Source organism: Cryobacterium sp. TMT4-31 (genome assembly GCF_004403385.1).
Classification (GTDB): Bacteria; Actinomycetota; Actinomycetes; order Actinomycetales; family Microbacteriaceae; genus Cryobacterium; species Cryobacterium zongtaii.
In genome coordinates this window covers 1-24,522 of sequence record NZ_SOGI01000004.1, presented here as the reverse complement: position 1 = coordinate 24,522, position 24,522 = coordinate 1, and the positions used below count along the sequence as shown (strand labels likewise).

The window sequence follows — 24,522 nt, the reverse complement described above, 5'->3', positions numbered from 1 at the left end:
CTGGCGGGTGCGGCCCTTCTTCGTGTGCGTTGCGTTAGAGGGTGAGTGCGCTCTTGAGCAGCTCGGTCTGTTCCGCGGCGTGACGCTTGGCCGAACCGGCGGCGGGAGACGCGGACGCGGCCCGCGAGAACAGGCGGATCGGGCGCGTGCCGAGCTTGTTCGTCTGCAGGTAGAAGAACGGCCAGGCACCCTGGTTCTCCGGCTCGTCCTGCACCCAGGCCAGTTCGGCGTTCGGGTACTGCTCGGCGACCTGCTTCAGTTCGGCGCCGGGCAGCGGGTAGAACTGCTCCAGGCGCACCAGGGCGATCTCGGGGTTCGGGTTCTTCTCCAGGTCGGCCAGCAGGTCGTAGTACAGCTTGCCGGCCATGAACAGCACCCTCTTGACGGCGGCCTTGTCCTGGATCCGCGCATCGTCGATCACCGGTTCGAACTTGCCGCTGGTGAAGTCGGCGACCGGGCTGGTCGCTCCGCGCAGGCGCAGCATCGACTTCGGTGTGAAGACGATCAGCGGGCGACGCGGACGCATGTACGCCTGGCGGCGCAGCAGGTGGAAGTACGACGCCGGCGTCGACGGGCGGGCGACGGTCATGTTGTTCTCGGCGCACATCTGCAGGTACCGCTCGATCCGGGCGGACGAGTGGTCGGGGCCCTGACCCTCGTAGCCGTGCGGGAGCAGCAGCACAACGCTGGAACGCTGGCCCCACTTCTGCTCGGCCGAGGAGATGAACTCGTCGATGATGGTCTGGGCGCCGTTCGCGAAGTCACCGAACTGGGCCTCCCAGAGCACGAGGGCATCGGCCCGCTCCACGGAGTAACCGTATTCGAAGCCCATCGCCGCGTATTCGCTGAGCAGGGTGTCGTAGATCCAGAACCTGGCCTGGTTCTCGCTGAGATTTGCCAGCGGCAACCACTCCTGGCCGTTCATCCGGTCGTGCAGCACCGCGTGACGCTGCACGAAGGTGCCGCGGCGGGCATCCTGGCCGGCGAACCGCACCGGAGTGCCCTCCAGCAGCACCGACCCGAGCGCGAGCAGTTCGCCGAAGCTCCAGTCGATGTTGCCGTTGCGGCTCATATCGAGGCGCTTCTGCAGCAGCTGCTGCAGCTTGTTGTGCACGGTGAACCCGGCCGGCTTGTTGTTGAAAGTGTCGCCGATGAGGTGCACGACGCTTTCGGGCACCCCGGTGGTCTCGGGTTCACCGACGGCGTCGTCAGGGGCGCCGTGGCCGGCGAGTCCGCGGGCCGCCGCGGCCGCTTCGCCGGGCGTGATGATCGGGATCGACGAGGTCTGGGCGGCGTGCGTTTCCAGGAACGCCCGTTCCAGGCGGTCCTGGAAGTCGGCGTGGGCCGCTTCGAACTCCGCCTGGGTGATGTCGCCGCGTCCGACCAGCGCCTCGGTGTAGAGCTTCCGCACGCTGCGCTTGGCCTCGATGAGGTTGTACATCAACGGCTGCGTCATCGAGGGGTCGTCGCCCTCGTTGTGGCCGCGTCGGCGGTAGCAGACGAGGTCGATCACGACGTCGCGCTTGAATTCCTGCCGGTACGCGAACGCCAGTTCGGCGACCCGCACGACGGCTTCGGGGTCGTCGCCGTTCACGTGGAAGATCGGGGCCTGGATGGTCTTGGCCACGTCGGTGGAGTACACCGAGGTGCGGCCCTCACCGGGAGGCGTGGTGAAGCCGACCTGGTTGTTGACGACGAGGTGGATGGTGCCGCCGGTGCGGTAGCCGCGCAGCTGAGACATCTGCAAGGTCTCGAGCACCACGCCCTGGCCGGCCATGGCGGCGTCGCCGTGCACCAGGACGGGCAGGGTGGAGAACGTGCCGATGGGCTTGCGGTCCTGCTTGGCGCGCACGATGCCCTCGAGCACACCGTCGACGGCCTCGAGGTGGGACGGGTTGGCGGCCAGGTACACGGCCACCTCCTCGCCGTTGGTGCCGCGGAAGGTGCCCTCGGTGCCGAGGTGGTACTTGACGTCGCCGGAGCCCTGCACGCTGCGGGGGTCCTGGGTGCCCTCGAACTCGCGGAAGATCTGGCCGTAGGTCTTGCCGGCGATGTTGGTGAGCACGTTCAAGCGGCCGCGGTGGGCCATGCCGATGCAGACCTCGTCGAGGCCGGCCTCCGCGGAGCCCTGCAGGATCGCGTCGAGCAGCGCGATAGTGGACTCGCCGCCCTCGAGGCTGAAGCGTTTCTGGCCGACGTACTTGGTCTGCAGGAACGTCTCGAACGCCTCGGCCTCGTTGAGCTTGCCGAGAATGCGCATCTGCTCGTCGTGGGTGGGCTTGACGTAGGTCTTCTCCATTTTCTCCTGCACCCACTTGCGCTGGGCCGGGTCCTGGATGTGCATGTACTCGATGCCCGTCGTGCGGCAATACGAGTCCCGCAGCACGCCGAGGATGTCGCGCAGCAGCATCGTGCGCTTGGTGCCGAAACCACCGGTGATGAACTCGCGGTCCAGGTCCCAGAAGGTGAGGCCGTGGCTGGCGATGTCCAGGTCAGGGTGGGTGCGCTGCTGGTACTCGAGCGGGTCGATGTCGGCCATCAGGTGGCCGCGCACGCGGTAGGCGTTGATCAGTTCCTGCACGCGGGCGGTCTTGTCGACGGCGCTGGCCAGGTCGACGCTGATGTCGGGGGCCCAGTGGATGGGGTCGTACGGGATCCGGATCGCGGCGAAGATGTCTTCGTAGAAGTTGTGCTGGCCGATGAGCAGCTCGTGCACGATCTTGAGGAACTCACCCGAGCCGGCACCTTGGATGACCCGGTGGTCGTAGGTGCTGGTGAGGGTGATGGTCTTGGAGATGGCCAGGCTGGTGAGCGTCTTGACGCTCGCGCCCATGAACTCGGCCGGGTAGTCGAGCGCGCCCGCGCCGATGATGCAGCCCTGGCCCTTCATCAACCGCGGCACCGAGTGCACGGTGCCGATGCCGCCGGGGTTGGTCAGTGACACCGTGGCGCCGGAGAAGTCGTCGGCGGTGAGCTTGCCCTTGCGGGCGCGGCCGACCAGGTCTTCGTAGCTGGTCAGGTACTCGCCGAAGGTCATGGTGTCGGCCCGCTTGATGGCCGGGACCATCAGCGAGCGGGTGCCGTCGGGCTTGGGTAGGTCGATTGCGATGCCCAGTCCCACGTGGGCGGGGGCGATCACCGAGGGCTTGCCGTCCTGCTCGTCGTAGTAGACGTTCTGGCTGGGGAACATCTTGAGCGCCCGGATCAGTGCCCACCCGATCAGGTGGGTGAACGACACCTTGCCGCCGCGGGCCCGCTTCATGTGGTTGTTGATCACGATGCGGTTGTCGATGAGGAGCTTCGCCGGGATGGTGCGCACGCTCGTCGCGGTGGGCACGGTGAGGCTGGTGGCCATGTTGGCCGCGAGGCTCTTGGCCATGCCGCGGAGCGGGGTGACGACATCCTGCGGGGGAGTGGGCGCGACGGCGGAGACCACGGGCTGTGGGGTGGTGATCGGGGCGTCGGCGGGAACCGGCTCCGGCTTGGGGGCGATCGACGTGGTGCGGGCCGTGCGCGGGCCGCCGAGAACGGGGATCGGCGCGGTGATCGGGTGCGCTTCGGCCGTCGGCGTCGCGGGTTCCTCTGCCAGCGGGGGAACCTCTGCGGCGGCGGGGGCGATGCTCGAGGCAGCACCCTCGAAGGCCGGGGCGTCCTGCTCTGCCTGCTTCGGCGCCGTTGCACTCTGGTGGTAACTGTCCAGAATCGGCCACCAGGCCCGATCCACCGAGTTCTTGTCGATGAGGTAACGTTCGTAAAATTCGTCTACGAGCCATTCGTTGGCTCCGAATTCAGCAGAGGCCGTTTCTTCGGACCCACCGCCGGTCAACTGGTTCGACACAGCTGATCGCCCACTCTCTTCGTTGATTCTGATTGTCCATGGCGATCACAACCGCCGGGTCAGTGTGTTGATATCAAGACTAATCCCATCGAGGTGCTGCACCGGTACGGCTTGGGAGGACTAGCGTTAAAAACATGCAGTTCTATGGAGCGGTTCCCCGCCACGATTTGACCTATTCCGACGTCTTCCTGGTGCCCAGCCAGTCTGCGATCAGCAGTCGGCTCGACGTGTCCCTCGCGCCGGGAGACGGCACCGCGGCCACGATCCCGATCGTCTCGGCCAATATGAACTCGGTGACCGGTCCCCGGCTGGCGGCATCTCTCGCCCGGCGTGGCGGCCTCGGCGTGTTGCCGCAGGACATGCACCTGCAGGACCTGGATGCGGCCATCCGCTGGGTGAAGTCGCAGCCCGTGCAGTACGACACCCCGTTCGTGTTCGCCCCCGACGCCACCGTGGCCGACGCGCTGCGCCAGGTCCCGCCGGTCACCGGTCAGGGCCTGGTCATCCACGACGGTGACGATACCTACCTGGGCTGCATCGACGCGGCCAGGCTCGCCTCGGCGTTACCGGACGCCCGCCTGGGCGATCTGCTGCACGGCCCGCTCACCTCCCTCGACGCCGAAGACATCGACGGGCCGCGCAGCGCTTTCGACGTGATGACGGCCGCCGACCTCGACTTCGCGCCGGTGTTGCTGCGCGGCAAGCTGATCGGCACGCTCAGCCGCAAGAGCGCCCTGCGCTCCACGCTGTACCAGCCGGCCGTGGATGCGTCCGGCCGGCTCCTCGTCGCCGCCGCCGTCGGGATCAACGGCGACGTCGCCGCCAAGGCCCGCGCGCTCGCCGCCGCCGGCGTCGACGTGCTCGTGCTCGACACCGCGCACGGCCACCAGGCCGGCATGATCCGCGCGCTGCGCACGGTTTCGGAGCTCAAGCTCGGCATCCCCATCGTGGCCGGCAATGTGGTCACCGCCGACGCCGTCGAGCACCTCGTCGGCGCCGGGGCGAACATCATCAAGGTGGGCGTCGGGCCCGGCGCCATGTGCACCACCCGGATGATGACGGCCGTGGGGCGCCCGCAGTTCTCCGCCGTGATCGAGACCGCCGAAGCCGCCGGCAAGCTCGGCGCACACGTCTGGGCGGATGGCGGGGTGCGCTACCCGCGCGACGTGGCGCTCGCGCTCGCCGCCGGGGCCGCGTCGGTGATGATCGGGTCCTGGTTCGCGGGCACCATCGAAGCGCCGGGCACCCTGGACACGGACGCATCCGGCGCCCTCTACAAGGAGAGCTGGGGCATGGCATCGACCAAGGCCGTGCAGCAGCGCTTCGACAGGCTCGACGCCTACGAACTGGCCCGCAAAACCCTGTTCGCCGAGGGCATCTCGTCCTCGAAGATCTACCTGGACCCGTTGCGTCCCTCGCTCGAAGACCTGCTCGACATGATCACCTCCGGGGTGCGCAGCTCGTTCACCTACGCGGGGGCGGCCAGCGTGGCCGAATTCCACGACCGGGCGAAGGTCGGAATCCAGTCCGCAGCCGGCTACGAAGAGGGCAAGGCGCTCGTGGTTTCCTGGTAACGCAGGCGTGTTACCGCGCAGGCAGCCCCGGTATAGTTGACCCTCTAATGGACGACCCCCCTTCTGCGAATTCACCCGACCATAAACCCTCGCCCGTGACCCGCGGCGGTGCTGCCCGTGTATGAGTGGATCATGCTCGGGATCGGCCTGATCCTGACCCTGGGCACGGGCCTGTTCGTGGCCAGCGAATTCGCGCTGGTCAACCTCGACCGATCCGACCTCGAGGCACGCCGCGACCGCGGGGAAACCCGCCTGGCGATGACCATCGCCGCGCTCAAGATCACCTCGACGCACCTCTCCAGCGCCCAGCTGGGTATCACCCTGACGACCCTGCTCACCGGGTATGCGCTGGAGCCCGCGATCAGTTCCCTGCTCGCGGGACCGCTGGGCCTCGTCGGCATCCCCGAGCCCGCGGTGCCGGTGGTGGGATCGGCCGTCGCCATCGTGCTCGCGACCCTGGTCTCGATGATCGTCGGTGAGCTCGTGCCCAAGAACTTCGCCCTGGCGCTGCCGATCCAGACCGCCAAGGTCGTCATCCCGTTCCAGACCGTGTTCACCACGGTGTTCAAGCCCGCGGTGACCGTGCTGAATGAAAGCGCCAACGGCCTCCTCCGGATGGTCGGCATCGAACCCAAGGAAGAGATCTCCGGGGCCCGCACTGCCGAGGAACTCTCCTCGCTCGTGCGCCGGTCCGCCAGCGCCGGCCTGCTTGAGGCCGACACGGCGACCCTGCTGCACCGCACCCTGCTGTTCTCCGGGCACACCGCATCCGACGTGATGACCCCCCGCCCCCGGCTCGCCAGCATTCAGCGCAACGCCAGCGCGCAGGCCGTCATCGACCTCACCAGGCAGACCGGCTACTCCCGCTTCCCCGTCATCGACGAGAGCGCCGACGACGTCGTCGGCATCGTCCACGTCAAGCAGGCCGTGGCCGTACCGCGCAAACGACGCTCGGACGTGCCGGTGTCGGCCCTGCAGTCTGAAGCGCTGCGCGTGCCGGAGACCATGAAGCTCGACGGGTTACTCGGCGAGCTGCGGGGCCGCGGCTTCCAGATGGCCGTCGTCGTCGACGAATACGGCGGAACCGCCGGCGTCGTCACCCTGGAGGACCTGGTGGAGGAACTCGTCGGCGAGGTCGCCGACGAGCACGACCGCACCAGGGCCGGCATCGTGCGCTCGCAGGGCTCCCTGACCTTCCCCGGCATGCTGCGGCCGGACGAGCTGCACGAGCGGGCCGGCCTGACCGTGCCAGAGGACGGCCCATACGAGACCGTCGCCGGCTACGTGATGAGCGAACTCGGCCGGCTGCCCGTCGTCGGCGACCTCGTGCGCATCGCCACCGGTGAACTGCGGGTGGAACGGCTCGACGGCCGTCGCATCGACCGTTTGCGCTACACCCCTGACCCTGTCGAACCCGGCGCGCCCGCGACCGGCGCCGTGCGCACCATCCAGAAGGCACCAGTGACCACTTCATCACAGACCAAGCGGGTGAGCGGCCGATGAACGACTGGGCCGGACTCGGCTGGCTGTTCGTGCTGCTGCTCGGCAACGCGTTCTTCGTCGCCGCCGAATTCGCCGTGATCTCAGCGCGCCGCTCCCAGATCGAACCCCTCGCGGAGGCCGGCAAGCGCAGCGCCAAGACCGCGCTGTGGGCCATGGAGCATGCCACGCTGATGCTGGCGACCTCCCAGCTGGGCATCACGGTGTGCTCGCTGCTGATCCTGAACGTGTCGGAGCCGGCGATCCACCACCTGCTGGAGATCCCGCTGAAGCTCACCGGGCTCCCCGAGGAGGCCATCGGCACCATCGCGTTCATCATGGCGCTGCTCATAGTGTCGTACCTGCACGTCGTCTTCGGCGAGATGGTGCCCAAGAACCTCTCATTCTCGATCCCCGACCAGGCCGTCCTGATCCTGGCCCCGCCGCTGGTGTTCTTCGGCCGCCTCGTCAAGCCCGTCATCGTTGCCCTGAACTCCACCGCCAACGGCGTGCTGCGCCTGTTCGGTGTTGCACCCAAGAACGAGGCTACGAGCACTTACACTCTCGACGAGGTGGCAACCATCGTCACGCAGTCCACCAGGGAGGGCGTGCTCAGCGACGACTCCGGCGCGCTGTCGGCGGCGTTCGAGTTCACCACCAAGACGGCCAAGGACATCGCCGTGCCGCTGGACCAGCTGGTCACCCTGCCGGAATCGGCCACCCCCGCCGACGTGGAGAAGGCCGTCACCCGGCACGGATTCTCGCGCTACGTGCTCGACTACGAATCCGGCGAGCCCAGCGGTTACATTCACCTCAAGGACGTGCTCGGCCTGGACGTCGACCCGGTCGACCCCGTCGACACCGGCAGGACCGGCTACACCGACCCGATCCCGGCCAAGCTGATCCGCCAACTGGTGTCGATCTTCGAGGACACCGACCTCGAGGATGCCCTGGCCACCATGCGCCGCTCCGGCGCACACCTGGCCCGCACCTTCACCGTCACCGGCGACGCCACCGGAGTGCTGTTCCTGGAGGACATCATCGAGGAGCTCGTCGGCGAAGTGCAGGACGCCACCCGCCGGCTCTAGGTGTCAGGCCGTTGCCAGCGCCGGCAACGCCGCGAGGATGCTCGTGATGACGCCCTCATCCAGGTTCGACGGAGCCTGGTGCCTGGCCCGCGCGCGGATGCTCGGGTGGCCGTTGGCGACGGCATAGGAGTGCCCGGCGGCGTCGAGCATCTCGGCGTCGTTCAGGTAATCGCCGAAGGCCATGGTCTGCTCCCGGCTGATGCCCAGGTGCTGCTGCAGACGGATGAGCGCCGTGCCCTTGTTGGCTCCCGGCCGCATGACGTCGACCCAGTTGGCGCCGGAGACGACAACATCGGCGGCCAGGTCGAGGGCGCGAACGGCCGGTCCGGTGCGGGTCTCGGCGCGGCCGGCGTCGAAAATCGCCAGTTTGAGCACGTCATCGTCCGCGGCGGCCACCGTGACATCGGCGACCGTTGCCAGGGCCGCGTAGTACGGACGCACCTGCGCGACGAAAGCCTCATCGGTCCGTTCGATGTACGCGGACCTGGCCCCGCACACCACGATGCCCAGGTCGGCGCCGGCGGCGGCCTGGGCCCGCACCCACTCGACGACCGGGGCGATGATCGATCCGACGACGGGTTCGATGGCGATGCTGACGCCGTCCCGCACAATGTTGGTGCCGTTCTCGGCGATGTAGACCAGCCCGTCCCGGTCGCCGAAGACGGCCTGCAGCGTCTGGTACTGACGCCCGCTTGCCGGGGAGAACAGGATCCCGGCCGCCAGGATGCTCTCCAGCAGCGGCCAGAAGCGCCCGGGGACCGCTCCGTCGGCGTCGAGCAGGGTGCCGTCCATGTCGCTGGCGATCAGGCGGATGTCGGTCGGCCGGCTGGTGGCGGTCTCACTCGGGTGGGTCATTCGGTCCAGCCTAGTTCTTCTCGCCCGGCGACGACCGGGCCCCCTCGTGGGCCCGGGGCACCCGGCGTACCCTGACAGGCATAGCTGGAAAGCGAGGACACACTCATGTTGAGTCAACTGGAAACCGTGGCGGTCCTGCCCGCCAGGGACATCAAGCGGGCCCGGTCCTTTTACACCGACAAGCTCGGCCTGGAGCCCACCGACGTCCGCGAGGGCGAGATGCGCTTCCGCACCCCCTCCGGCGGGTCGGTGCTGGTGTACGAAACCGAGAACGCGGGCACGGCCAAGAACACGGCCCTGATCTGGATGGCCGACGACGTCGACGCCGAGGTCGCCCGGCTGAGGGAGGCGGGCGTGGTGTTCGAGGAGTACGACCTGCCCGGCCTGAAAACCGAGAACGGCATTGCCACCACCGACCAGGAACGTGCCGCCTGGTTCAAGGACTCGGAGGGCAACATCCTCTGCGTCGCCCAGGAGGTATAGGTCGCTAGACCGCCGGCCAGGCTGCCCTGGCGTACTGGCCGGGCCAGTAGTCCAGTGGCACGCCCAGCTCGGCGGCGGCGCGGAGGGCGAAGTGCGGGTCGCGAAGGAACTCGCGGCCGAGCATGACGGCATCCGCCGCGCCGGAGGCAACGATCTCGTTAGCGTGTGCGGCCGTCGTGATGAGCCCGACGGCGTTGACCGGTACGGCGGCAGTGTCCTTGACGAATTGCGCCAGGGGAACCTGGTACCCGGGGGTCAGGGGAATCTGCACGCCGGTGACGTTGCCGCCGGAGGACACGTCGAAGAAGTCGGCCCCGGCCTGGGCGGCCCACCCGGCGACGACGGCGGTCTCCTCCACACTCCAACCGTCGACTGTGTAGTCGGTTGCGGAGAACCGCACCAGTAGCGGAACACTCTCGCCGACCTCGGCCCGGACGGCCTTCACCACGCGCAGGAGCAGGCGGGCCCGGTTCTCCAGTGAGCCGCCGAACTCGTCGGTGCGCAGATTGCTCAGCGGGGACAGGAACTGGTGCAACAGGTAGCCGTGGGCGGCGTGCAGTTCCAGGACGTCGAAGCCGGCGACGATGGCGCGTCGAGCGGCCGTGACGAAGTCGGCGACGACGGTATCGATGCCCGCGTGGTCGAGTGCCATCGGTGCCGCGTAGCCGGGGAAGGCGATGGCGGAGGGCCCCAGCGTCGGCCAGCCGCCCTGGTCGGCGGGCACGCTGCCGTGCAGGCTGGTGCCCCAGGCCGGCCAGGTGGACGCCTTCCGGCCGGCGTGGGCAAGCTGGATGCCGGCGGTGGCGCCCTGCCTGTGCAGATAGTCGACGATGTGCGCCCAGGCGGACGCCTGGGTGTCGTTCCAGATCCCGGTGTCCCGGTCGGTGATGCGGCCCTCCGGGCTGACGGCGGTGGCCTCGGTGACGATCAGCCCGGCGCCGCCCGCGGCCATCGAGCCCAGGTGCACCAGGTGCCAGTCGGTCGGCACGCCGTCCCGCTCGATGACGGAGTACTGGCACATCGGCGCGACCCAGAGCCGGTTGCGAATGACAACCTCGCGCAGGCTGATCGGGTCGAACAGGGAGACCGCCGCGGCGGAATCGGCTGCGGCGGGGGCGAGGACGGTGCTGATATCGGACACCGAAACAACCTATCGTGAGTGCATGGCGAAACCTCGACGATGGCTGGAATGGGAGGCCGCCCAGGCCCGCGACTGGATCGCGGTGCCGCAGGCGACCGATGACAAGTACAGCCGCGGCGTGCTGGGCGTACGCACGGGTTCCACCGAGTACCCGGGCGCGGCGGTGCTCGGTGTGGAAGCCGCGAGCCGCACCGGGGTGGGCATGCTGCGCTACCTCGGTCCCCGCCGGGTCGGGACCCTCGTGATGCAGCGCCGTCCGGAGGTGGTGACGGTCGACGGCCGGGTGCAGGCCTGGCTGCTCGGCTCGGGCATGGACGCCGGCAGCCGCAGCCCGGAGACCACCAAACAGCTGCAGAAGGCGCTCCGTCAGGGTCTGCCGACGGTGCTCGACGCCGGCGCGCTCGATTTGGTCGGTGCCGGCACCGGCCCCCGGCTGATCACCCCGCACTACCGGGAACTGGCCGCTCTGCTGGGCCGGTCCGGCGAGAATGTCACCGTCGACGACATCGCCGGTGAGCCGGGGGAGTGGGCGATCCGCGCCGCCGTCCTGCTCGATGTCACGGTGCTGGTGAAGGGCAGCGTCACCCACCTGGCCTCACCGTCCGGTATCCGCCTGACGGTATCCGGCGCCCCCGCCTGGCTGGCGACGGCCGGTTCCGGTGACGTGCTGGCCGGCATCCTCGGTGCCCTGCTGGCCACGAACAGCGCGCGTATCCAGGCGGATGCCGACGCGCTCGCCGCGCTCGCCGCCACGGCCGCATTCGTGCACGCGGCGGCGGCGCACCGGGCGTCCGGCGGTGGCCCGATCGTGGCGCTCGACGTTGCCCAGGCCGTTCCGCCGACGATCGCGGCGCTGCTGGCCTGACCCGCCGCAGTGGAGTGTGCCACAGTGGAGCGTGCCTGAATTCCTGCGCCGCCCCGCCCTGCTGTGGTGCGGCTTCGCGATCGTGCACGCGGTGCTCATCGCTCTGAACCTCAGCGGCATCGGCTGGCCACTCGGCGACGTGGAACGGGTGTACCTGGGTTGGGCCGAGGCCACGACATCCGGCGCCGTCAGCCTGGGCATCAACACCGACTTCGTCTACCCGATCCTGGCCCTCGCCCCGATTCTCGCATCGCTGGTCTTCGGCGCCGGGCCGTACGCGCTCACCTGGCTCGGCCTGGTGACCGTGCTCAACGGGGTCGCCTTCGCCGCGCTCACCGGTCGCCGGCCGGGTCCGGCGGCAGCCCTGGCCGCCTGGTGGTGGCTGCTGTTCCTGCTGCTGCTGGGCCCCATCGCGTTGGCCAGGATCGACTCCGTGACCGTACCGCTGGCGATTCTGGGCCTGCTCTGGCTGCGCCGCCGGCCGTTCTGGGGAGCGGTGCTCCTGACCGTCGCCACCTGGGTCAAGGTCTGGCCGGTCGCGGCGATCATCGCGCTGGTGGTGGCCTCGAGGCGGCGCTGGCAGGTGCTGGCCGCCTTCGCCGGCACCTCCGCGCTGATCATCGGAGCGGCCCTCGCCGCCGGCAGCGGGGTCACGATCCTCAGCTTCGTGACCGAGCAGACCAACCGGGGGATCCAGATCGAGGCGCCGGTGGCGTCCTGGTGGTTGTGGCAGTCGGCCCTGGGCATCCCCGGCGCCGTCGTGTACTACGACCAGCAGATCCTGACCTACCAGGTGATCGGTGCGGGCACCGACCTGGCGGCGGCGGTGCTGACCCCGCTTCTGGCACTCTGCGTCGGCGTGGTGCTGCTATTGGGCTGGCGCGCCCAACGCGCCGGTGCATCGGCCGACCTGCTGTTCCCGCCGCTGCTGCTGGCCCTGGTGCTCACCCTGATCGCGGTCAACAAGGTGGGCTCGCCGCAGTTCATCACCTGGCTGGCCGCCCCGCTGATCCTCGGCCTGGTCTCGTCCTGGCGAGCCTGGCGGGGCCCGGCGCTCACGGCCCTCGCGATGGCGGCGCTCACCCAGATCGTCTACCCGTACTTCTACAACGACCTGCTGGCCACCACCCCGGCCATGGTGCTGATCCTGTCGGTGCGCAACCTCCTGGAGCTGGTGCTGCTGGGCTGGATGCTCGTTCGCATCTGGCGGCTCGGCGCCGCCTCCGCAACACTGTCAGAGAGCACCGCCGCCAGTCCCGGTGCCACAGCGCATCGCCCTATCCTCAAGGAGTAGTCATGCTCGTCGCATTCTCGGTCGCCCCCTCCGGCGGCCCCACCGATTCGGTGCACGATGCCGTCGCCGCTGCGGTGAAAGTCGTCCGCGAATCGGGCCTGCCCAACCACACCGATTCGATGTTCACCACCATCGAAGGCGATTGGGACGAGGTCTTCGCCGTCGTCAAGGCGGCGACGGATGCCGTCGGCGCGTTCGGCTCCCGGGTGTCGCTGGTGCTCAAGGCCGACATCCGCCCCGGCTATTCCGGTGAGCTCACCGCCAAGCTGGACCGCCTCGAGGCGGCTATGGACGAGGCCGGCGGAGCATCCTGACACCGGCCTGGCGCCGCCGCGTCACCGTCCAGACACGACCGCCCCGTAGTCTGGATTGATGCCCTCACTCTCTGACGGGTCGACGCGCCTGTCGCCGACCCGCGTTCGCCTCGCCCTCCTGGCTCTCGCCCTCGGCGGCTTCGCGATCGGCGCCACCGAGTTCGTCGCCATGGGGCTGCTGCCCAATCTGGCCGCCGACCTGCTGCCCGGCCTCTACGCGTCGTCGCCGGATGCCGCCAACGCCCAGGTCGGCTGGCTCATCTCCGCATACGCTCTCGGTGTCGTCGTCGGGGCGCCCACGATCGCCGCGGCCGCGGCCCGGTGGCCACGCAAACAGCTGCTGCTCGTTCTGCTGGCCTGCTTCACCCTGGCCACCATCGCTTCCGCGCTGCTGCCGACCTTCGGCCTGGTGCTGGTGGCCCGATTCGTCGCCGCCCTGCCGCACGGCGCCTATTTCGGCATCGCGTCGCTGGTCGCCGCCGAGCTGATGGGCCCGGGCAAGCGGGCACGCGGTGTCGCGATCGTGCTCTCCGGCCTCACCATCGCCAACGTCATCGGCGTGCCCTCGATCACCTGGCTCGGCCAGGTTGCGGGCTGGCGGGTCGCCTACATAGCCGTGGCTGCCCTCTTCGCGGTGACCTTCGTCGCCGTGATCGTGGCCGTGCCGTTCCAGGCCGGGAACCCCGGCGCCACCATGCGCAACGAGCTGCGCGCCTTCGGGCGCCTGCAGGTCTGGTTCGCGCTCCTGATCGGCGCCGTCGGGTTCGGCGGTCTGTTCGCCGTCTACACCTACGTGGCCCCGCTGGTGATCGAGGTCACCGGGCTGCCCGCTCTCGCGGTGCCGCTGGTGCTCGTCGTGGTGGGCCTGGGAATGACCGTGGGCAACTTCGCCGGCGGCGTGTTCGCCGACCGCAGTGTGCGGCGCAGCATGTACGCCTTCTTCGCCATCATGCTCGCGGCCCTGCTGCTGCTTGCCTTCTCCGCGCAGCACCTGGCCGGGCTGCTGACCGGGGTGTTCCTGGTCGGCGCGTCGGCGGCGGCGCTGTCGCCGACCATTCAGACCCGGCTGATGGATGTCGCACACGACAGCCAGTCGATCGCCGCGGCCCTCAACCACTCGGCGCTCAACCTCGGCAACGCGCTCGGCGCGTTTCTGGGCGGCATCGTCATCGCGGGCGGGCTGGGCTATCTCGCCCCGATCTGGGTCGGGTTCGGCCTGAGCGTGGTGGGGTTGGCGCTGGCCGTGGTCACCTTCGCGATCGACAGGGTCCGTCGCAAGCGGGGTCAGCACGTACCGTACGGCACCGCACTGATCACGGTGGTCGGCACGGACTGAGCGCCGCGCCGACCCGGCCAGTGGCGTTCTAGTCGGACTGCAGCAGGATGCCGTCGTGGATGGCGCGCTTCCGTAGGGCTACCTTGGTTCCGACATCAAAACCGGCAAGACGGTACTTCTCGCGGATCCGCTTGAGGTACGACTTCGCCGTCTCCTCGGAGATGCCCAGCTGGTGGGCGACCGCCTTGACCGGCTCACCGGCTCCGTACAACGCCATCACCCGGCGTTCCTGGGCGCTCAGCCGCGGCGAGCTGCCGGCGGCTCCGGCGTGCAGGGCGAGGTCGAGTTCGGCGGAGATGTAGGATTCTCCGACGTTCGCGGCGTGGATGGCTTCAACGATGGTGCTGGCCTCCTCGGTCTTGACGAGGTAGCCGAGAGCGCCGGCGGCGAGGGCCTCGCGCACAAGAGCCGGTTCGGAGTAGGTGCTCATCAGCACGGTCTTCACCCCGGCCGTCTTGAGGGTGGAGATCTTCAGCGAGACCGGGATGTTGTCCTTGAGGTCCAGGTCGAGCAGCACCACATCGACCGGGAACTCCGGGTGGGTGAGAAGCTCGGGCCAGGTGGTCACGGCGGCCACCATGTTGATGTCGTCCGCGGCGCCTCTGATCCACTCCGTCAGCGCTCCCAGGAGCATCCGGTGGTCGTCGACCAGGGCCAACCGGATGGGATTGTCGATGAGCGTCGCTGCTGTGTTCGTCACTGCTACCTCCTGTTGCATTTTTCCCTGTCGGAGCATCCCGGGCCAACCGGCCCGGTCACGCGTCCGCAGGATTGTCAATACTGCATTCGATGTCGACGTGGAGATGTCCACTGCGCACCGAATCGATATGAGGGCCCACTACTCGGATAGCTTGCCATGTCTCCGGGTCCACCCGTCGACGAGGCACCCCCTCGATGATCATTTTGATCGGAAACCGAAGCATTTCACCGATAATATGGCCGTTGGTACGGCCAAAAGGTCCGAAAACCAGCGAAACCGTCGGTTCGGCACCGTCGGTGTCGCTGATCAGGAGCCAGATGGCCAGCAACAGCGCATCGCGCTGAGTCGGCGAGAGCTGACCGGCCAACCCTGACGGGTCATCGAGATTGACGGCGGGGCCGAGGAACTCGGATTCGGTGAGGGCGTGGTGTAGCCAGGTCTCCCGGCGGCCCTCGATGAGGTGCAGTCGTAGCTGGGTGGCGAGCATCGCCGCCGCCGCCGACTTCGTCGAACTGAGCGGCAGGGCGGTGCGTCCGGTGGCGACGTCGTCGAGCAGGGTTTCGGCGTCGAGGTCGATGCGGGCCAGCTCCTCGGATGCGAGCATGCCCACGGCGGAGGACGGCTGGCTGATGGTGCTCTGCACGAGCACCAGGTCCAACTCACGCTGCACGATGCGGCGGAAACCTCGCACGACCGACGCCCCGATCAGCGGCGGCAACACGCACAGGCCGATGGTCAGGATGGCCGGCGCCATCAGCTCGGGGTCGTAGCGTGCCGCGGTGACCGAGCCCGCCGCGATCACGGCGCCGAGGACCAGCGTCGCGGCAACGATCTCCCGTCCGCGCCGCACCGAGACCAGCACGGCAAGCAGGGCGCCGACGGCGGCGGCGGCGGTGGGATAGGTGCCCGCTGCGGTGCCCTGACCGTACCCGGCCAGGTCGAGCCCGACGACGACCTCGCCCAGGGCAAGCACGGCGAGGAACAACCAGGTCGGCATCCGGTCGGGCAGCCTGTTGACGAGGATCAGCGTCACGACGGCCGCGAGCAGCAGAACGATCCAGGCCGCCAGGGTCGGCAACGGGTTCGGATATCGCTCCCACTGGCTCGCGAACCGCCACAGCAGGAACACGGCGAAGAACCCGCTGCTCAGGGAGATGCCGAAGCCGAGGTGGCGGCTACCGAGCCCGGTGCGGTTGGCCAGGGTGGTTTGAACGGTGCGCTGCGGCCGGCGAAAGGTGCGGCGTCGCTCGTCGCGTTGGTCGTCGAGCAACTGCTTGTGCGCTCGGGCCGACGAGCTGCCGGAGTGCGGCGGTGCCGGGGTCGCCGCCGATGTCACTTGGGCACCTCGAGCACGACGGTGGTGCCAGAGCCCGGGGAGGAGAACAGGCGTGCGCTGCCGCCGACGTCGCGAAGGCGGGCCACGACGGACTCGGCGAACCCGAGCCGTTCGGTGCCGACGGCGCTGAGGTCGAACCCCCGACCGGCATCCGTCACCATGGCGCGCACCGTCGTGTCGTCGTCGGAGATCGTGACGTCGGCCCTGGTGACGCCGGAGTGCCTGCGCACGTTTTCGAGGCACTCGCCGAGGGCGAGAAGGAACGAGTCGAGAACGTCGCTGGGCAGCAGCACCTGGCCGCTGCCGTGCCAGTCGACCTCGAGTCCCATCCGGCCGAAACGCTGCTTCACCGACTCGAGGGTGCTGCCGAGCATCGACGTGTTGGACGGTTCCAGCGTGTAGACCCCGGAACGGCTGGGGGTGGGCAGCGCGCCCAGACGTAACTGGCGGAGCAGACGGGCGTCATCGCCGGATTGTTGTCGCAGAGCGGCGGGGCTGACGCCCACACCCGAATGCGCCAGGAGGGTGAGGGTGGCCAGCACGGTGTCGTGGAGCAACCTGGCGCCCTGCCGGCGTTGCGCTTCGAGTTCGCTGGCATGACGTTCGGCCTGGTGGGCGCGCCCGATCGCGGCGACCCGCTGCAGCACCCGGGGCACGCTCTGCGCAATCCACCAGCCGCCCAGGGACAGGGCGGCCCAGCCGCACACGGTCAGGACCAGGGGCAGCACCGACCCGCCAGACGAGATGGTGACGAACGCCACCCCGGCCACGGTCATGCCGAACGACCCGAACAGGATGAGCTGGCGTCCGGGGCCGACGACGAGCACCGGCGCGACACAGCTGGCCGCGCCGGCAGCCAGGGTGGCGATCAGGGCCTCCTCGACGGGGTTGAGACCGACATCAACCCTGGCGGCCAGCCCGACGACGAGGATGACGGCGTTGCTCAGCAGCACGATGCACACCGCCCAACGGAGTGCGCCGCTCTGACCGAGGACGTATTGGCACCCGACCATCAACAGGATCAGGGACCCGGCGAACAGGACCACGGGCATATCGAGCCCGCCCGGCACGGCCAGGTAGGCCAGCGACGTCACCGAAGCGGTCAGCCCGGTTATCCGGGCGGTCCGACGAAGGACGCGATCACGCTCTCTGGCAATACGTGGCATGGCTGCAGTACTCCTCATGAGTGCCCTATCCGTCACCTTATCGGCCCCGGTGGCGGATTTACGGCTGTTGACGTGGACTTTCTTTCCGGCGCAGAAGCAGGTGCAGAACCACGCCGCTGACCAGGGCCATGGCCACCGCCATGAACATCCCGGCGAGAACCCCGATGAGCAGGATGAGCGCGCCGGGCTGGCCCGGCTGCCACAGCGGTGTGGCCACGGCGAAGAACACGGCCAGGCCGGCGCCCCAGGCGGCGGCGCTGCCGAGTATCCACCAGCCGGCACCCCTGAGGTGCCGACGGAGCTCGAACCACTGGGCGAAGCCGAGGGCGCACAGCAGCACAGTGGCGAGCAGGATTCCGGCGGTGAATTGGGCTGCTGCCGGCCAGCGCTGCCAGACCTCGGCCCACTCGGCGGGCAACAGCCCGATGAACCAGGCCGCGGCGCCGGCGATGGCCGTGGCGCCGACCCAGCGGCGGCGGTTCAGTGCCGGCACCCGGCTGCGGAGCACGGTCGCCTGCGTCCAGCCGAGCACGGTGCCTTCGGCAGCGCCGGCGAAGATCAACGCCGGCGCCAGCACGGATGAACCGGCGAAGGTCAGCTGGGCCAGGGCCGGGACGAGGAACCCGACGCTTTCGCCGAGGCTGACCCACAGCAGCCAATTGCGTAGGAACCTGTCGGCACGATCGGGACCGCTGCGGGGCCGGGGGCCGGGGAGCGGCCTATCGACCGTCATGGGAAGCGACGGGGGCGGCCGGTGCGGGTGATCCAGCCACGGCGGAGCCTGGATCGAGCGGGCCCTGATCGAGCCGGAACGGCGGGTACTCGTCGCGCATCAGCGCGGCATAGACGATCACCCTGTACAGCCAGCGGTTCAGTCCGATGATCAGATCGAAAATCCCGCGCCGGTAGCGTCCGCTGAAGAGCAGGATCACGGCGCCGATGAGGACCAGGATGCCCAGCAGCGAGAAACCGGTGCTGGTGGCGGTGGTCCAGCCGTTGTTGCCGCTCGCGGTCCAGCCCCAGCTGCCGCCGGTGAGGATCGCCACGATGAACAGGTGGGGAATCACCAGGAGCCACCACTTGACCAGGACCAGTCCGTGCGAGAGCCGGGCCGGATAGTCCACCTCGAGGTCGGCCGGATAGTCGGTGGCGGCGAGGGTGAACGGCGGGTACCTGTCGGTGCCGAGCGCGGAGTACGAGTAGAAATTCACCCGCCAGTTCCAGCGCAGCACGCCGACGCTGTAGTTGAAGATCGCCCGCGGGTAACGTCCGGTGAACAGGATGGCGAACCCGGCCACGATCGTGCCGATCCAGAGCCCGAACCAGAGGAAGAACAGCACGATGACGTGCGGGATGACCAGGATCCACTTGACCAGCCACAGCGCCCGCGAGACGTCGGGGTCGAGCCATCCGTTCAGCCGTGCGGGATAGTCGGCGCCCGGCCTGTCGGGATCGGCGCCGGGCTGCCCGGTCGCACCGCCCGGTGCTGGCGTGGCGCCGCTGCGGCTGGAGGGCGCCGGACCGTTGCGGCCCAGGCCGATCACACCGAGGATCACCAGGATCAGCCCGATCACCAGGGTGATGATGCCGACCAGCAGCAGGGTGATCGCCGCGGGCGCCAGGAGACCTGAGCGCACACCGGCACTGACCTGCACGGCGACCGGGCTGCTGCCGTCGGCATTCATCACCACGACGGCCCAGGCCCCGGGCTGCACCGGCCAGGTGATCTCCTGGCTGCCGGGCCCGACTGCGCTGACGGTCCAGAAGTCCTGTTCGGCGGGCGGTTCGGGCCGGTCTGAGCCGGGAATGTCTGCATACCGCGCGCGGAGCGGCGTGGATTCGATGCCGCGCACCTCGGTGTGTGCCACGTTCGCCAAGTAGCTGTCGACGTCGGCCTGCGGCGCGATCCCGAGAAACACCGGGTCGTCGTTGGCTCCCGTCGCCACCAACCGGATCCTGGCGATGTCCAGGTTCAGCGGCGGGGTCGTTCCCGTGGTCGTGACGGGACCGAGCGGAGGACTGGTCAGTGCGTAGGAGTTGGTGACGAGGGGCACCGTGCGGGTGGAGAAGTAGCCGTTTTCACCCTGCACGCCGGCGGCGACGGCGGCAACGGTGCCGGTGGCGGTCAGTCCGAAGCCGATCAGGGTCAGGATCGTGCCGATCAGCAACATGATGAGCGGGCCGGGTTTCATGGCGCCAGAGTTCTCCCGAACGCACTGCGTGTCAACCCTTCCGCGGTTCAGCCGAGCAGCCACCGGAGCTGGTCGCCGATGGCCTGGTCCTCGATGAGGAATCCGTCGTGACCGTAGCCGGACTCGATCACCACGGGGTCGCCGCCGCTCCCCAGTCCGGCCGCGATGACACGCTGGCCGTCCAGGGGGAAGAGCCTGTCGCTGTCGATGCCGACGACGAGGGTGCGGGCCGTGATGCGGGCCAGTGCGGCGTCGACTCCGCCCCGGCCACGTCCGATGTCGTGGGAGTTCATCGCCTCGACCAGGGTGATGTAGCTGTTCGCGTCGAACCGCCGGGTGAACTTGTTGCCGTGGAAGTCGAGGTAGGACTCCACGGCGAACCGGCCGTGCCCGCCCAGCGGGGTGATGTCGCTCTGCCAGCTGCGCTCGAACCGGGAGTTGAGTTCCGACGGGCTGCGGTAATTGAGCAGCGCCATCCGCCTGGCGAGGGCGAGGCCGCGGCTCGGGCCATCGCCGGGCTCGGCGTCGTAGTAGTCGCCCGCACGAAAGAGCGGGTCGGTGCGGATGGCCTCGATCTGCACCGAATTGAGGGCGATCTGGTCGGCCGTCGTGACCGGCGGGGCGGCCAGGATGCCCAGCCGGGTCACCCGGCCGGGGTGTTCGATGCCCCATTCCAGCACGTGCATGCCGCCCATGGAACCGCCGACGATCCCGGCCCAGCGTTCGACGCCGATCCGGTCGCTGAAGACCACCTGCGCCGCCACCTGATCGCGGATGCTCAGGTACGGGAACCGGGGGCCCCACTCGGAGCCGTCCGGCGCGAGGGACGCCGGGCCGGTGCTGCCCTGACAGCCGCCGAGCATGTTCGGCGCCACCACGAACCACCGGTCGGTGTCGATCGCGAGGCCCCGGCCGACGATGCCGCTCCACCAGCCGGCGGTCGGATGCCCGGCCGCCGGCGGGCCGACGACGTGGCTGTCCCCGGTGAGAGCGTGCAGCACCAGAACTGCGTTGTCGCCGGCCGGATTCAGCTCGCCCCAGCTCTCGTAGGCGATCCGCACGCCGGCCAGGTGCCCGCCCGCCTCGAGGTCGAGGGCGCCGATGTCCACGAACCGGCGGCCGCCCACAGGGTCACCGTCACGCCAGGCGCCCGTGACGGGCGGTTTACCCAGCAGCGAGCGCGCCTGCGCGTCGGTGACCAGGCTGGACGGGACGGTGTCCGCGGAGTATTGCCATTCCATACGGCTCCATTGTGGCCATGTTCGGCCGTGGCCGCCGATTGTTACGTCATGCGGGCGGGTGAACGTCGGCGAGCTCTACGCGTTCGCGCGGGATGCCGCGACCACGGCGCGGGCGGCGGCCAGGCCGGCCTCGAGGTCGGCCTGCAGGTCGATGACGTTCTCGATGCCCAGCGACAGGCGCACCAGGCCCGGCGTGACGCCCGCGGTGAGCTGCTGCTCCGGGGTGAGCTGGGCGTGCGTGGTCGACGCCGGGTGGATCACCAGCGAGCGCACATCACCGATGTTGGCCAGGTGGCTGAACAGGCTGAGGTTGTCCACCAACGCCCGCCCGGCATCCACCCCGCCCTTGAGCTCGAACGACAGCACCGCGCCCACGCCCAGCGGGGCGTACTTGTTGGCGGCCGCGTACCAGGGGCTGGACGGCAGTCCCGCGTAGTTGACCGACGCGATGTCGGGGTGGCTCTCGAGGAACTCCGCGATGGTCTGCGCGTTGGACACGTGCCGCTCGATGCGGAGGCTCAGCGTCTCGATGCCCTGGATGAGCTGCCAGGCGCTCGCCGGGGCGATGGCGCTGCCGAGGTCGCGCAGCAACTGCACGCGGGCCTTGATGATGAACGCGAGGGCGTCGCCGACCGCGGTGGTATAGCTGGCGCCGTGGTAGGACGGGTCCGGTTCGGTCAGGCCGGGGAACTTCTCGACGTTGGCCGACCACTCGAACAGGCCGCCGTCGACGACGACGCCGCCGATGATGGTGCCGTGGCCGCCGAGGAACTTGGTGGCCGAATGCACGATGATGTCGGCGCCGTGTTCGAACGGGCGGATCAGGTACGGCGTCGCGATGGTGTTGTCGACGATCAGCGGCACCCCGTTGGTGTGCGCGACCTCGGCGACCAGCGCGATGTCGAGCACGTTGATCTTGGGGTTGCCGATGGTCTCGGCGAAGAACAGCTTGGTATTGGGCCGCACCGCTCTGGCCCACTCCGCGGCGTCGTCCTGGTCTTCGACGAAGGTGGTCTCGATGCCGAGCTTCTTGAGGGTGTACTTGAAGAGGTTGTAGGTGCCCCCGTAAATGGAGCTCGACGACACGATGTGGTCGCCGGCCTGGGCGATGTTGAGCACAGCGAAGGTCGACGCCGCCTGGCCGGAGGCCACCAGCAGGGCGCCGGTGCCGCCTTCGAGGGCGGCGACCCGTTCCTCGACCACGGCCTGGGTCGGGTTCTGGATGCGGGTGTAGATGTTGCCGAACTCTGCCAGCGCGAACAGGTTCTGGGCGTGTTCGGCGTTGTTGAAGACGTAGGAGGTGGTCTGGTAGATCGGCGTGGCCCGCGCGTTGGTCACCGGGTCTGGGCGGGCCCCGGAGTGGACCTGCTTGGTTTCGAACTTCCAGTCTGCGGAATCGCTCATGGGTCGGTCTCCCTGTTCGTGGTCGGGCCGGCAAGCCCGAGGAATCTACAGCGGCGGAACCAGACGCTCCGTTGCTCTGCTGCAACCATAGGCAGGGCTATGCCGCGCGACAACGGTTCGCGAAACACTACGTCATCTGCTGCCGGGCCCGTGCGGCAGCACGATGGTGCCCGTGTGGGTGGACGGCTCCTGCCTGAACAGCCAACGCAGTCGCGGTTCCACCAGCGGCCGGAAGACGCGCCTCACGACGGGCAACGACAGCACCACCGAGATCAGGATGGCCAGCAGGATCACGGCCGGCAGCACCCAGGGCTGCTGCGGACCGTCGAGCACCCCGGTTTCCCGCAGCGGGTAGAGCAGGAAGGTGTGCAGCAGGTAGATGTACATGGTCGCGGCGCCCAGCGGTGTGAACCAGGTCGCCCGGCGCGGCATCAGCATGAGGAAGGCCAGGATGAACAGGAACGACGCCATCATCAGGCCCAGCCGGATGACCCCGGCCCAGAACTGGTCGTAGCCGAACTGCCAGTACGCCTCGTCGTACAGGGTGAAGCTCCGCAGCCGCAGGTCCCGCACGCCGATGATATTGACGGTGACGGCCAGGGCGAGGGCGCCGAAGAGGGCGATCGCGCCGGAACGCCAGCGCCAGACCGCGGCCGGGCGCAGGTGCATCCACCGGGCGGTGAGCGGCCACTGGCGCAGTTTCCAGCCGAACACGAAGAACGGCAGCAGCCCCAGCGTGCGTGACAACGAGAAGGTGCTGTCGATGTCACCGACGTAGCCGGCGCCCACCGAGATGGCGATGCTGATCAGCAGCGGATACCGCATCAGAACCAGGTAGGGCAGCGCCACCCGCCAGATGGCCAGGGCGATCAGGAACCAGAGCGTCCAGGACGGGGTCGAGTAGTCCACCTTGAGGGTGCCGCTGAGCGCCCACTCCACCAGCGTCCAGATGCTTTCGAAGATCAGGTACGGGAAGACGACGTCGGTGATCAGCCGGTGCATCTGGCGGGGGCCCGGCGGTCCCGACTTGGCGAAGTAGCCGCTGACGGCCACGAAAACCGGAACGTGGAACGCGTAGATGAACAGGTAGACGCCGTAGGCGGTGTCGGATTCGCCGATCAGCTTAAGGATCGCGTGACCGATCACCATCAGGGTGATGGCGATCCAGCGGGCGTTGTCCCACAGCGGTACGCGGCGCTTCGGCTTGTGCGGGCCGGCGTGGTGCGGGGTCTCTGTCGGCGAACTCATCGGGTCCATTCTCCGGGCAGAATGGGGCAATGGGCAAAAAAAGAGTCGTGGTCACTGGTGCGAGTTCGGGAATCGGAGCGGCGACGGTGCGCCTGTTCCGGGAGCACGACTGGGATGTGGTGGGCGTGGCCCGCCGGGCCGACAGGCTCGAGACGCTGGCCCAGGAGACCGGCGCGGCGGTGTTCGCCGCCGACCTCACCGTGCAGGCCGACGTCGACGCGTTGCGGGACTACCTCGCCGCCTCCGGCCCGGTGAATGCTCTGGTCAACAACGCCGGCGGCGCCAAGGGGCTCGACTCCGTCGAGGCCGGGTCGATCGACGACTGGGCCTGGATGTACGAGATCAACGTGCTCGCGCTGAAACGGGTCACCACCGCCCTGCTGCCGCTGCTGCGCGCCTCGATCGCCGCCGCAACGGATGCCGCGGCCGCCGGCGCTGCCGCGTCCGCCGACATCGTCAACATCACCTCGACCGCCGGGCACACGGCGTACATCGGCGGCGGCGGCTACAACGCCGCCAAGTTCGCCGCGCACGCCCTGACCGAGGTGCTGCGCTTGGAGCTCAGCGGCGAACCGATCCGGGTGATCGAGATCGCGCCCGGCATGGTGCAGACCGACGAATTCGGTCTGGTGCGCTTCGGCGGCGACCCCGAGAAGGCGGCCGCCGCCTACACCAACGTGGTGCACCCGCTCGTGGCCGACGACGTCGCCGCCACCATCCTGGCCGCCGTCGAACTGCCCGCGCACGTGAACCTGGACCTCGTCGTGGTCAAACCCGTCGCCCAGGCCTCCACCACCTTGGTCGCCCGCGGCCCGCTGCTGCCCCGCGTCTAAACCCACACCGGCCCCAACTGTTGCCCGAACGGACAATTGCGCCCGGCGTACCGGGGGTGGATTCAACTGGTCGATGCAACACCGCTGTTTTCTTGGTCTGAGAGTAGCTGATGCAGGGCTTCTCGCGGGGTGGCT

General features: G+C 68.9%; 20 protein-coding genes. 9 read left to right on the top strand and 11 right to left on the bottom strand.

Annotated features, from left to right (window positions below):
• Positions 1-34 precede the first annotated feature (34 nt).
• Positions 35-3,838, bottom strand: coding sequence for a multifunctional oxoglutarate decarboxylase/oxoglutarate dehydrogenase thiamine pyrophosphate-binding subunit/dihydrolipoyllysine-residue succinyltransferase subunit (locus tag E3T19_RS00265; RefSeq protein ID WP_134407777.1), 3,804 nt, complete (start codon positions 3,836-3,838; stop codon positions 35-37).
• A gap of 134 nt (positions 3,839-3,972) precedes the next feature.
• Between E3T19_RS00265 and E3T19_RS00260 the strand changes: the two genes are divergently transcribed.
• From E3T19_RS00260 to E3T19_RS00250, 3 genes are all read left to right on the top strand, one after another.
• Positions 3,973-5,412 (top strand): GuaB1 family IMP dehydrogenase-related protein, encoded by a 1,440-nt coding sequence (locus tag E3T19_RS00260; RefSeq protein WP_088455339.1) that lies wholly within the window; start codon positions 3,973-3,975, stop codon positions 5,410-5,412.
• A 132-nt stretch (positions 5,413-5,544) separates the two neighbouring features.
• Complete coding sequence (locus E3T19_RS00255) at positions 5,545-6,915, top strand: hemolysin family protein (RefSeq protein WP_103460856.1); 1,371 nt, start codon at positions 5,545-5,547, stop codon at positions 6,913-6,915.
• Positions 6,912-7,979 carry a hemolysin family protein gene (locus tag E3T19_RS00250; RefSeq protein ID WP_103430718.1) on the top strand — a complete coding sequence of 356 codons (1,068 nt, stop codon included), beginning with the start codon at positions 6,912-6,914 and terminating at the stop codon, positions 7,977-7,979. Before E3T19_RS00255 ends, E3T19_RS00250 begins: the two co-directional genes overlap by 4 nt.
• 3 nt (positions 7,980-7,982) lie before the next feature.
• Here E3T19_RS00250 and E3T19_RS00245 read toward each other — a convergent pair whose 3' ends face one another.
• The gene (locus tag E3T19_RS00245) at positions 7,983-8,834 is read right to left on the bottom strand and encodes a Cof-type HAD-IIB family hydrolase (protein WP_088455341.1); all 852 of its coding nucleotides are present in this window, start codon (positions 8,832-8,834) and stop codon (positions 7,983-7,985) included.
• A gap of 105 nt (positions 8,835-8,939) precedes the next feature.
• Between E3T19_RS00245 and E3T19_RS00240 the strand changes: the two genes are divergently transcribed.
• Positions 8,940-9,317, top strand: a complete 378-nt coding sequence (locus E3T19_RS00240; protein WP_088455342.1) for a VOC family protein — start codon at positions 8,940-8,942, stop codon at positions 9,315-9,317.
• Positions 9,318-9,321: 4 nt separating this feature from the next.
• Here the strand turns inward: E3T19_RS00240 and E3T19_RS00235 are convergent, their stop codons facing one another.
• The gene (locus E3T19_RS00235) at positions 9,322-10,458 is read right to left on the bottom strand and encodes an NADH:flavin oxidoreductase/NADH oxidase (protein ID WP_241979874.1); all 1,137 of its coding nucleotides are present in this window, start codon (positions 10,456-10,458) and stop codon (positions 9,322-9,324) included.
• A gap of 22 nt (positions 10,459-10,480) precedes the next feature.
• Here E3T19_RS00235 and E3T19_RS00230 point away from each other — a divergent pair, with 22 nt between their 5' ends.
• Genes E3T19_RS00230 through E3T19_RS00215 form a run of 4 tightly spaced genes read left to right on the top strand, consistent with a single transcriptional unit; the run spans position 10,481 to position 14,267 of the window.
• Positions 10,481-11,323 carry an ADP/ATP-dependent (S)-NAD(P)H-hydrate dehydratase gene (locus E3T19_RS00230; protein WP_088455343.1) on the top strand — a complete coding sequence of 281 codons (843 nt, stop codon included), beginning with the start codon at positions 10,481-10,483 and terminating at the stop codon, positions 11,321-11,323.
• A gap of 31 nt (positions 11,324-11,354) precedes the next feature.
• Positions 11,355-12,617 carry a glycosyltransferase 87 family protein gene (locus E3T19_RS00225; RefSeq protein WP_088455344.1) on the top strand — a complete coding sequence of 421 codons (1,263 nt, stop codon included), beginning with the start codon at positions 11,355-11,357 and terminating at the stop codon, positions 12,615-12,617.
• Positions 12,618-12,619: 2 nt separating this feature from the next.
• The gene (locus tag E3T19_RS00220; RefSeq protein ID WP_088455345.1) at positions 12,620-12,931 is read left to right on the top strand and encodes a thiamine-binding protein; all 312 of its coding nucleotides are present in this window, start codon (positions 12,620-12,622) and stop codon (positions 12,929-12,931) included.
• A gap of 58 nt (positions 12,932-12,989) precedes the next feature.
• Positions 12,990-14,267 carry an MFS transporter gene (locus tag E3T19_RS00215; RefSeq protein WP_088455346.1) on the top strand — a complete coding sequence of 426 codons (1,278 nt, stop codon included), beginning with the start codon at positions 12,990-12,992 and terminating at the stop codon, positions 14,265-14,267.
• Positions 14,268-14,295: 28 nt separating this feature from the next.
• On the opposite strand, the gene E3T19_RS00210 is transcribed toward E3T19_RS00215, so the two are convergent.
• The 8 genes from E3T19_RS00210 to E3T19_RS00175 all read right to left on the bottom strand — a co-directional run bounded on the left by E3T19_RS00210 (position 14,296) and on the right by E3T19_RS00175 (position 23,554).
• Complete coding sequence (locus tag E3T19_RS00210; protein WP_255416771.1) at positions 14,296-14,967, bottom strand: response regulator transcription factor; 672 nt, start codon at positions 14,965-14,967, stop codon at positions 14,296-14,298.
• 55 nt (positions 14,968-15,022) lie between these two features.
• Complete coding sequence (locus E3T19_RS00205) at positions 15,023-16,303, bottom strand: hypothetical protein (protein ID WP_088455348.1); 1,281 nt, start codon at positions 16,301-16,303, stop codon at positions 15,023-15,025.
• Positions 16,300-17,469, bottom strand: a complete 1,170-nt coding sequence (locus tag E3T19_RS00200; RefSeq protein WP_103460844.1) for a sensor histidine kinase — start codon at positions 17,467-17,469, stop codon at positions 16,300-16,302. Before E3T19_RS00200 ends, E3T19_RS00205 begins: the two co-directional genes overlap by 4 nt.
• 58 nt (positions 17,470-17,527) lie before the next feature.
• Positions 17,528-18,202 carry a hypothetical protein gene (locus E3T19_RS00195; RefSeq protein ID WP_198418758.1) on the bottom strand — a complete coding sequence of 225 codons (675 nt, stop codon included), beginning with the start codon at positions 18,200-18,202 and terminating at the stop codon, positions 17,528-17,530.
• Positions 18,189-19,661 (bottom strand): DUF4389 domain-containing protein, encoded by a 1,473-nt coding sequence (locus tag E3T19_RS00190; protein WP_134407776.1) that lies wholly within the window; start codon positions 19,659-19,661, stop codon positions 18,189-18,191. The genes E3T19_RS00195 and E3T19_RS00190 overlap by 14 nt, the downstream gene beginning before the upstream one ends.
• Positions 19,662-19,708: 47 nt before the next feature.
• Positions 19,709-20,902 (bottom strand): homoserine O-acetyltransferase, encoded by a 1,194-nt coding sequence (locus tag E3T19_RS00185; RefSeq protein WP_134407775.1) that lies wholly within the window; start codon positions 20,900-20,902, stop codon positions 19,709-19,711.
• 75 nt (positions 20,903-20,977) lie between these two features.
• Positions 20,978-22,306, bottom strand: coding sequence for a bifunctional o-acetylhomoserine/o-acetylserine sulfhydrylase (locus tag E3T19_RS00180; RefSeq protein WP_088455352.1), 1,329 nt, complete (start codon positions 22,304-22,306; stop codon positions 20,978-20,980).
• A gap of 132 nt (positions 22,307-22,438) precedes the next feature.
• The gene (locus E3T19_RS00175) at positions 22,439-23,554 is read right to left on the bottom strand and encodes an acyltransferase family protein (RefSeq protein WP_088457879.1); all 1,116 of its coding nucleotides are present in this window, start codon (positions 23,552-23,554) and stop codon (positions 22,439-22,441) included.
• A 29-nt stretch (positions 23,555-23,583) separates the two neighbouring features.
• On the opposite strand from E3T19_RS00175, the gene E3T19_RS00170 reads away from it, so the two are divergent.
• A complete protein-coding gene (locus tag E3T19_RS00170; protein ID WP_088455353.1) occupies positions 23,584-24,387 on the top strand; it encodes an SDR family NAD(P)-dependent oxidoreductase in 804 nt (267 codons plus the stop codon).
• Positions 24,388-24,522: the final 135 nt, after the last annotated feature.

Bases quoted from the DNA above. Each gene is read 5' to 3' on its own strand.
- E3T19_RS00230 (WP_088455343.1), top strand. From the start codon at position 10,481: ATGGCGAAACCTCGACGATGGCTGGAATGGGAGGCCGCCCAGGCCCGC.
- E3T19_RS00245 (WP_088455341.1), bottom strand. From the start codon at position 8,834: ATGACCCACCCGAGTGAGACCGCCACCAGCCGGCCGACCGACATCCGC.
- E3T19_RS00185 (WP_134407775.1), bottom strand. From the start codon at position 20,902: ATGGAATGGCAATACTCCGCGGACACCGTCCCGTCCAGCCTGGTCACC.
- E3T19_RS00195 (WP_198418758.1), bottom strand. From the start codon at position 18,202: ATGACGGTCGATAGGCCGCTCCCCGGCCCCCGGCCCCGCAGCGGTCCC.
- E3T19_RS00170 (WP_088455353.1), top strand. From the start codon at position 23,584: ATGGGCAAAAAAAGAGTCGTGGTCACTGGTGCGAGTTCGGGAATCGGA.
- E3T19_RS00180 (WP_088455352.1), bottom strand. From the start codon at position 22,306: ATGAGCGATTCCGCAGACTGGAAGTTCGAAACCAAGCAGGTCCACTCC.
- E3T19_RS00200 (WP_103460844.1), bottom strand. From the start codon at position 17,469: ATGCCACGTATTGCCAGAGAGCGTGATCGCGTCCTTCGTCGGACCGCC.
- E3T19_RS00175 (WP_088457879.1), bottom strand. From the start codon at position 23,554: ATGAGTTCGCCGACAGAGACCCCGCACCACGCCGGCCCGCACAAGCCG.
- E3T19_RS00255 (WP_103460856.1), top strand. From the start codon at position 5,545: ATGCTCGGGATCGGCCTGATCCTGACCCTGGGCACGGGCCTGTTCGTG.
- E3T19_RS00220 (WP_088455345.1), top strand. From the start codon at position 12,620: ATGCTCGTCGCATTCTCGGTCGCCCCCTCCGGCGGCCCCACCGATTCG.
- E3T19_RS00215 (WP_088455346.1), top strand. From the start codon at position 12,990: ATGCCCTCACTCTCTGACGGGTCGACGCGCCTGTCGCCGACCCGCGTT.
- E3T19_RS00190 (WP_134407776.1), bottom strand. From the start codon at position 19,661: ATGAAACCCGGCCCGCTCATCATGTTGCTGATCGGCACGATCCTGACC.
- E3T19_RS00240 (WP_088455342.1), top strand. From the start codon at position 8,940: ATGTTGAGTCAACTGGAAACCGTGGCGGTCCTGCCCGCCAGGGACATC.
- E3T19_RS00260 (WP_088455339.1), top strand. From the start codon at position 3,973: ATGCAGTTCTATGGAGCGGTTCCCCGCCACGATTTGACCTATTCCGAC.
- E3T19_RS00250 (WP_103430718.1), top strand. From the start codon at position 6,912: ATGAACGACTGGGCCGGACTCGGCTGGCTGTTCGTGCTGCTGCTCGGC.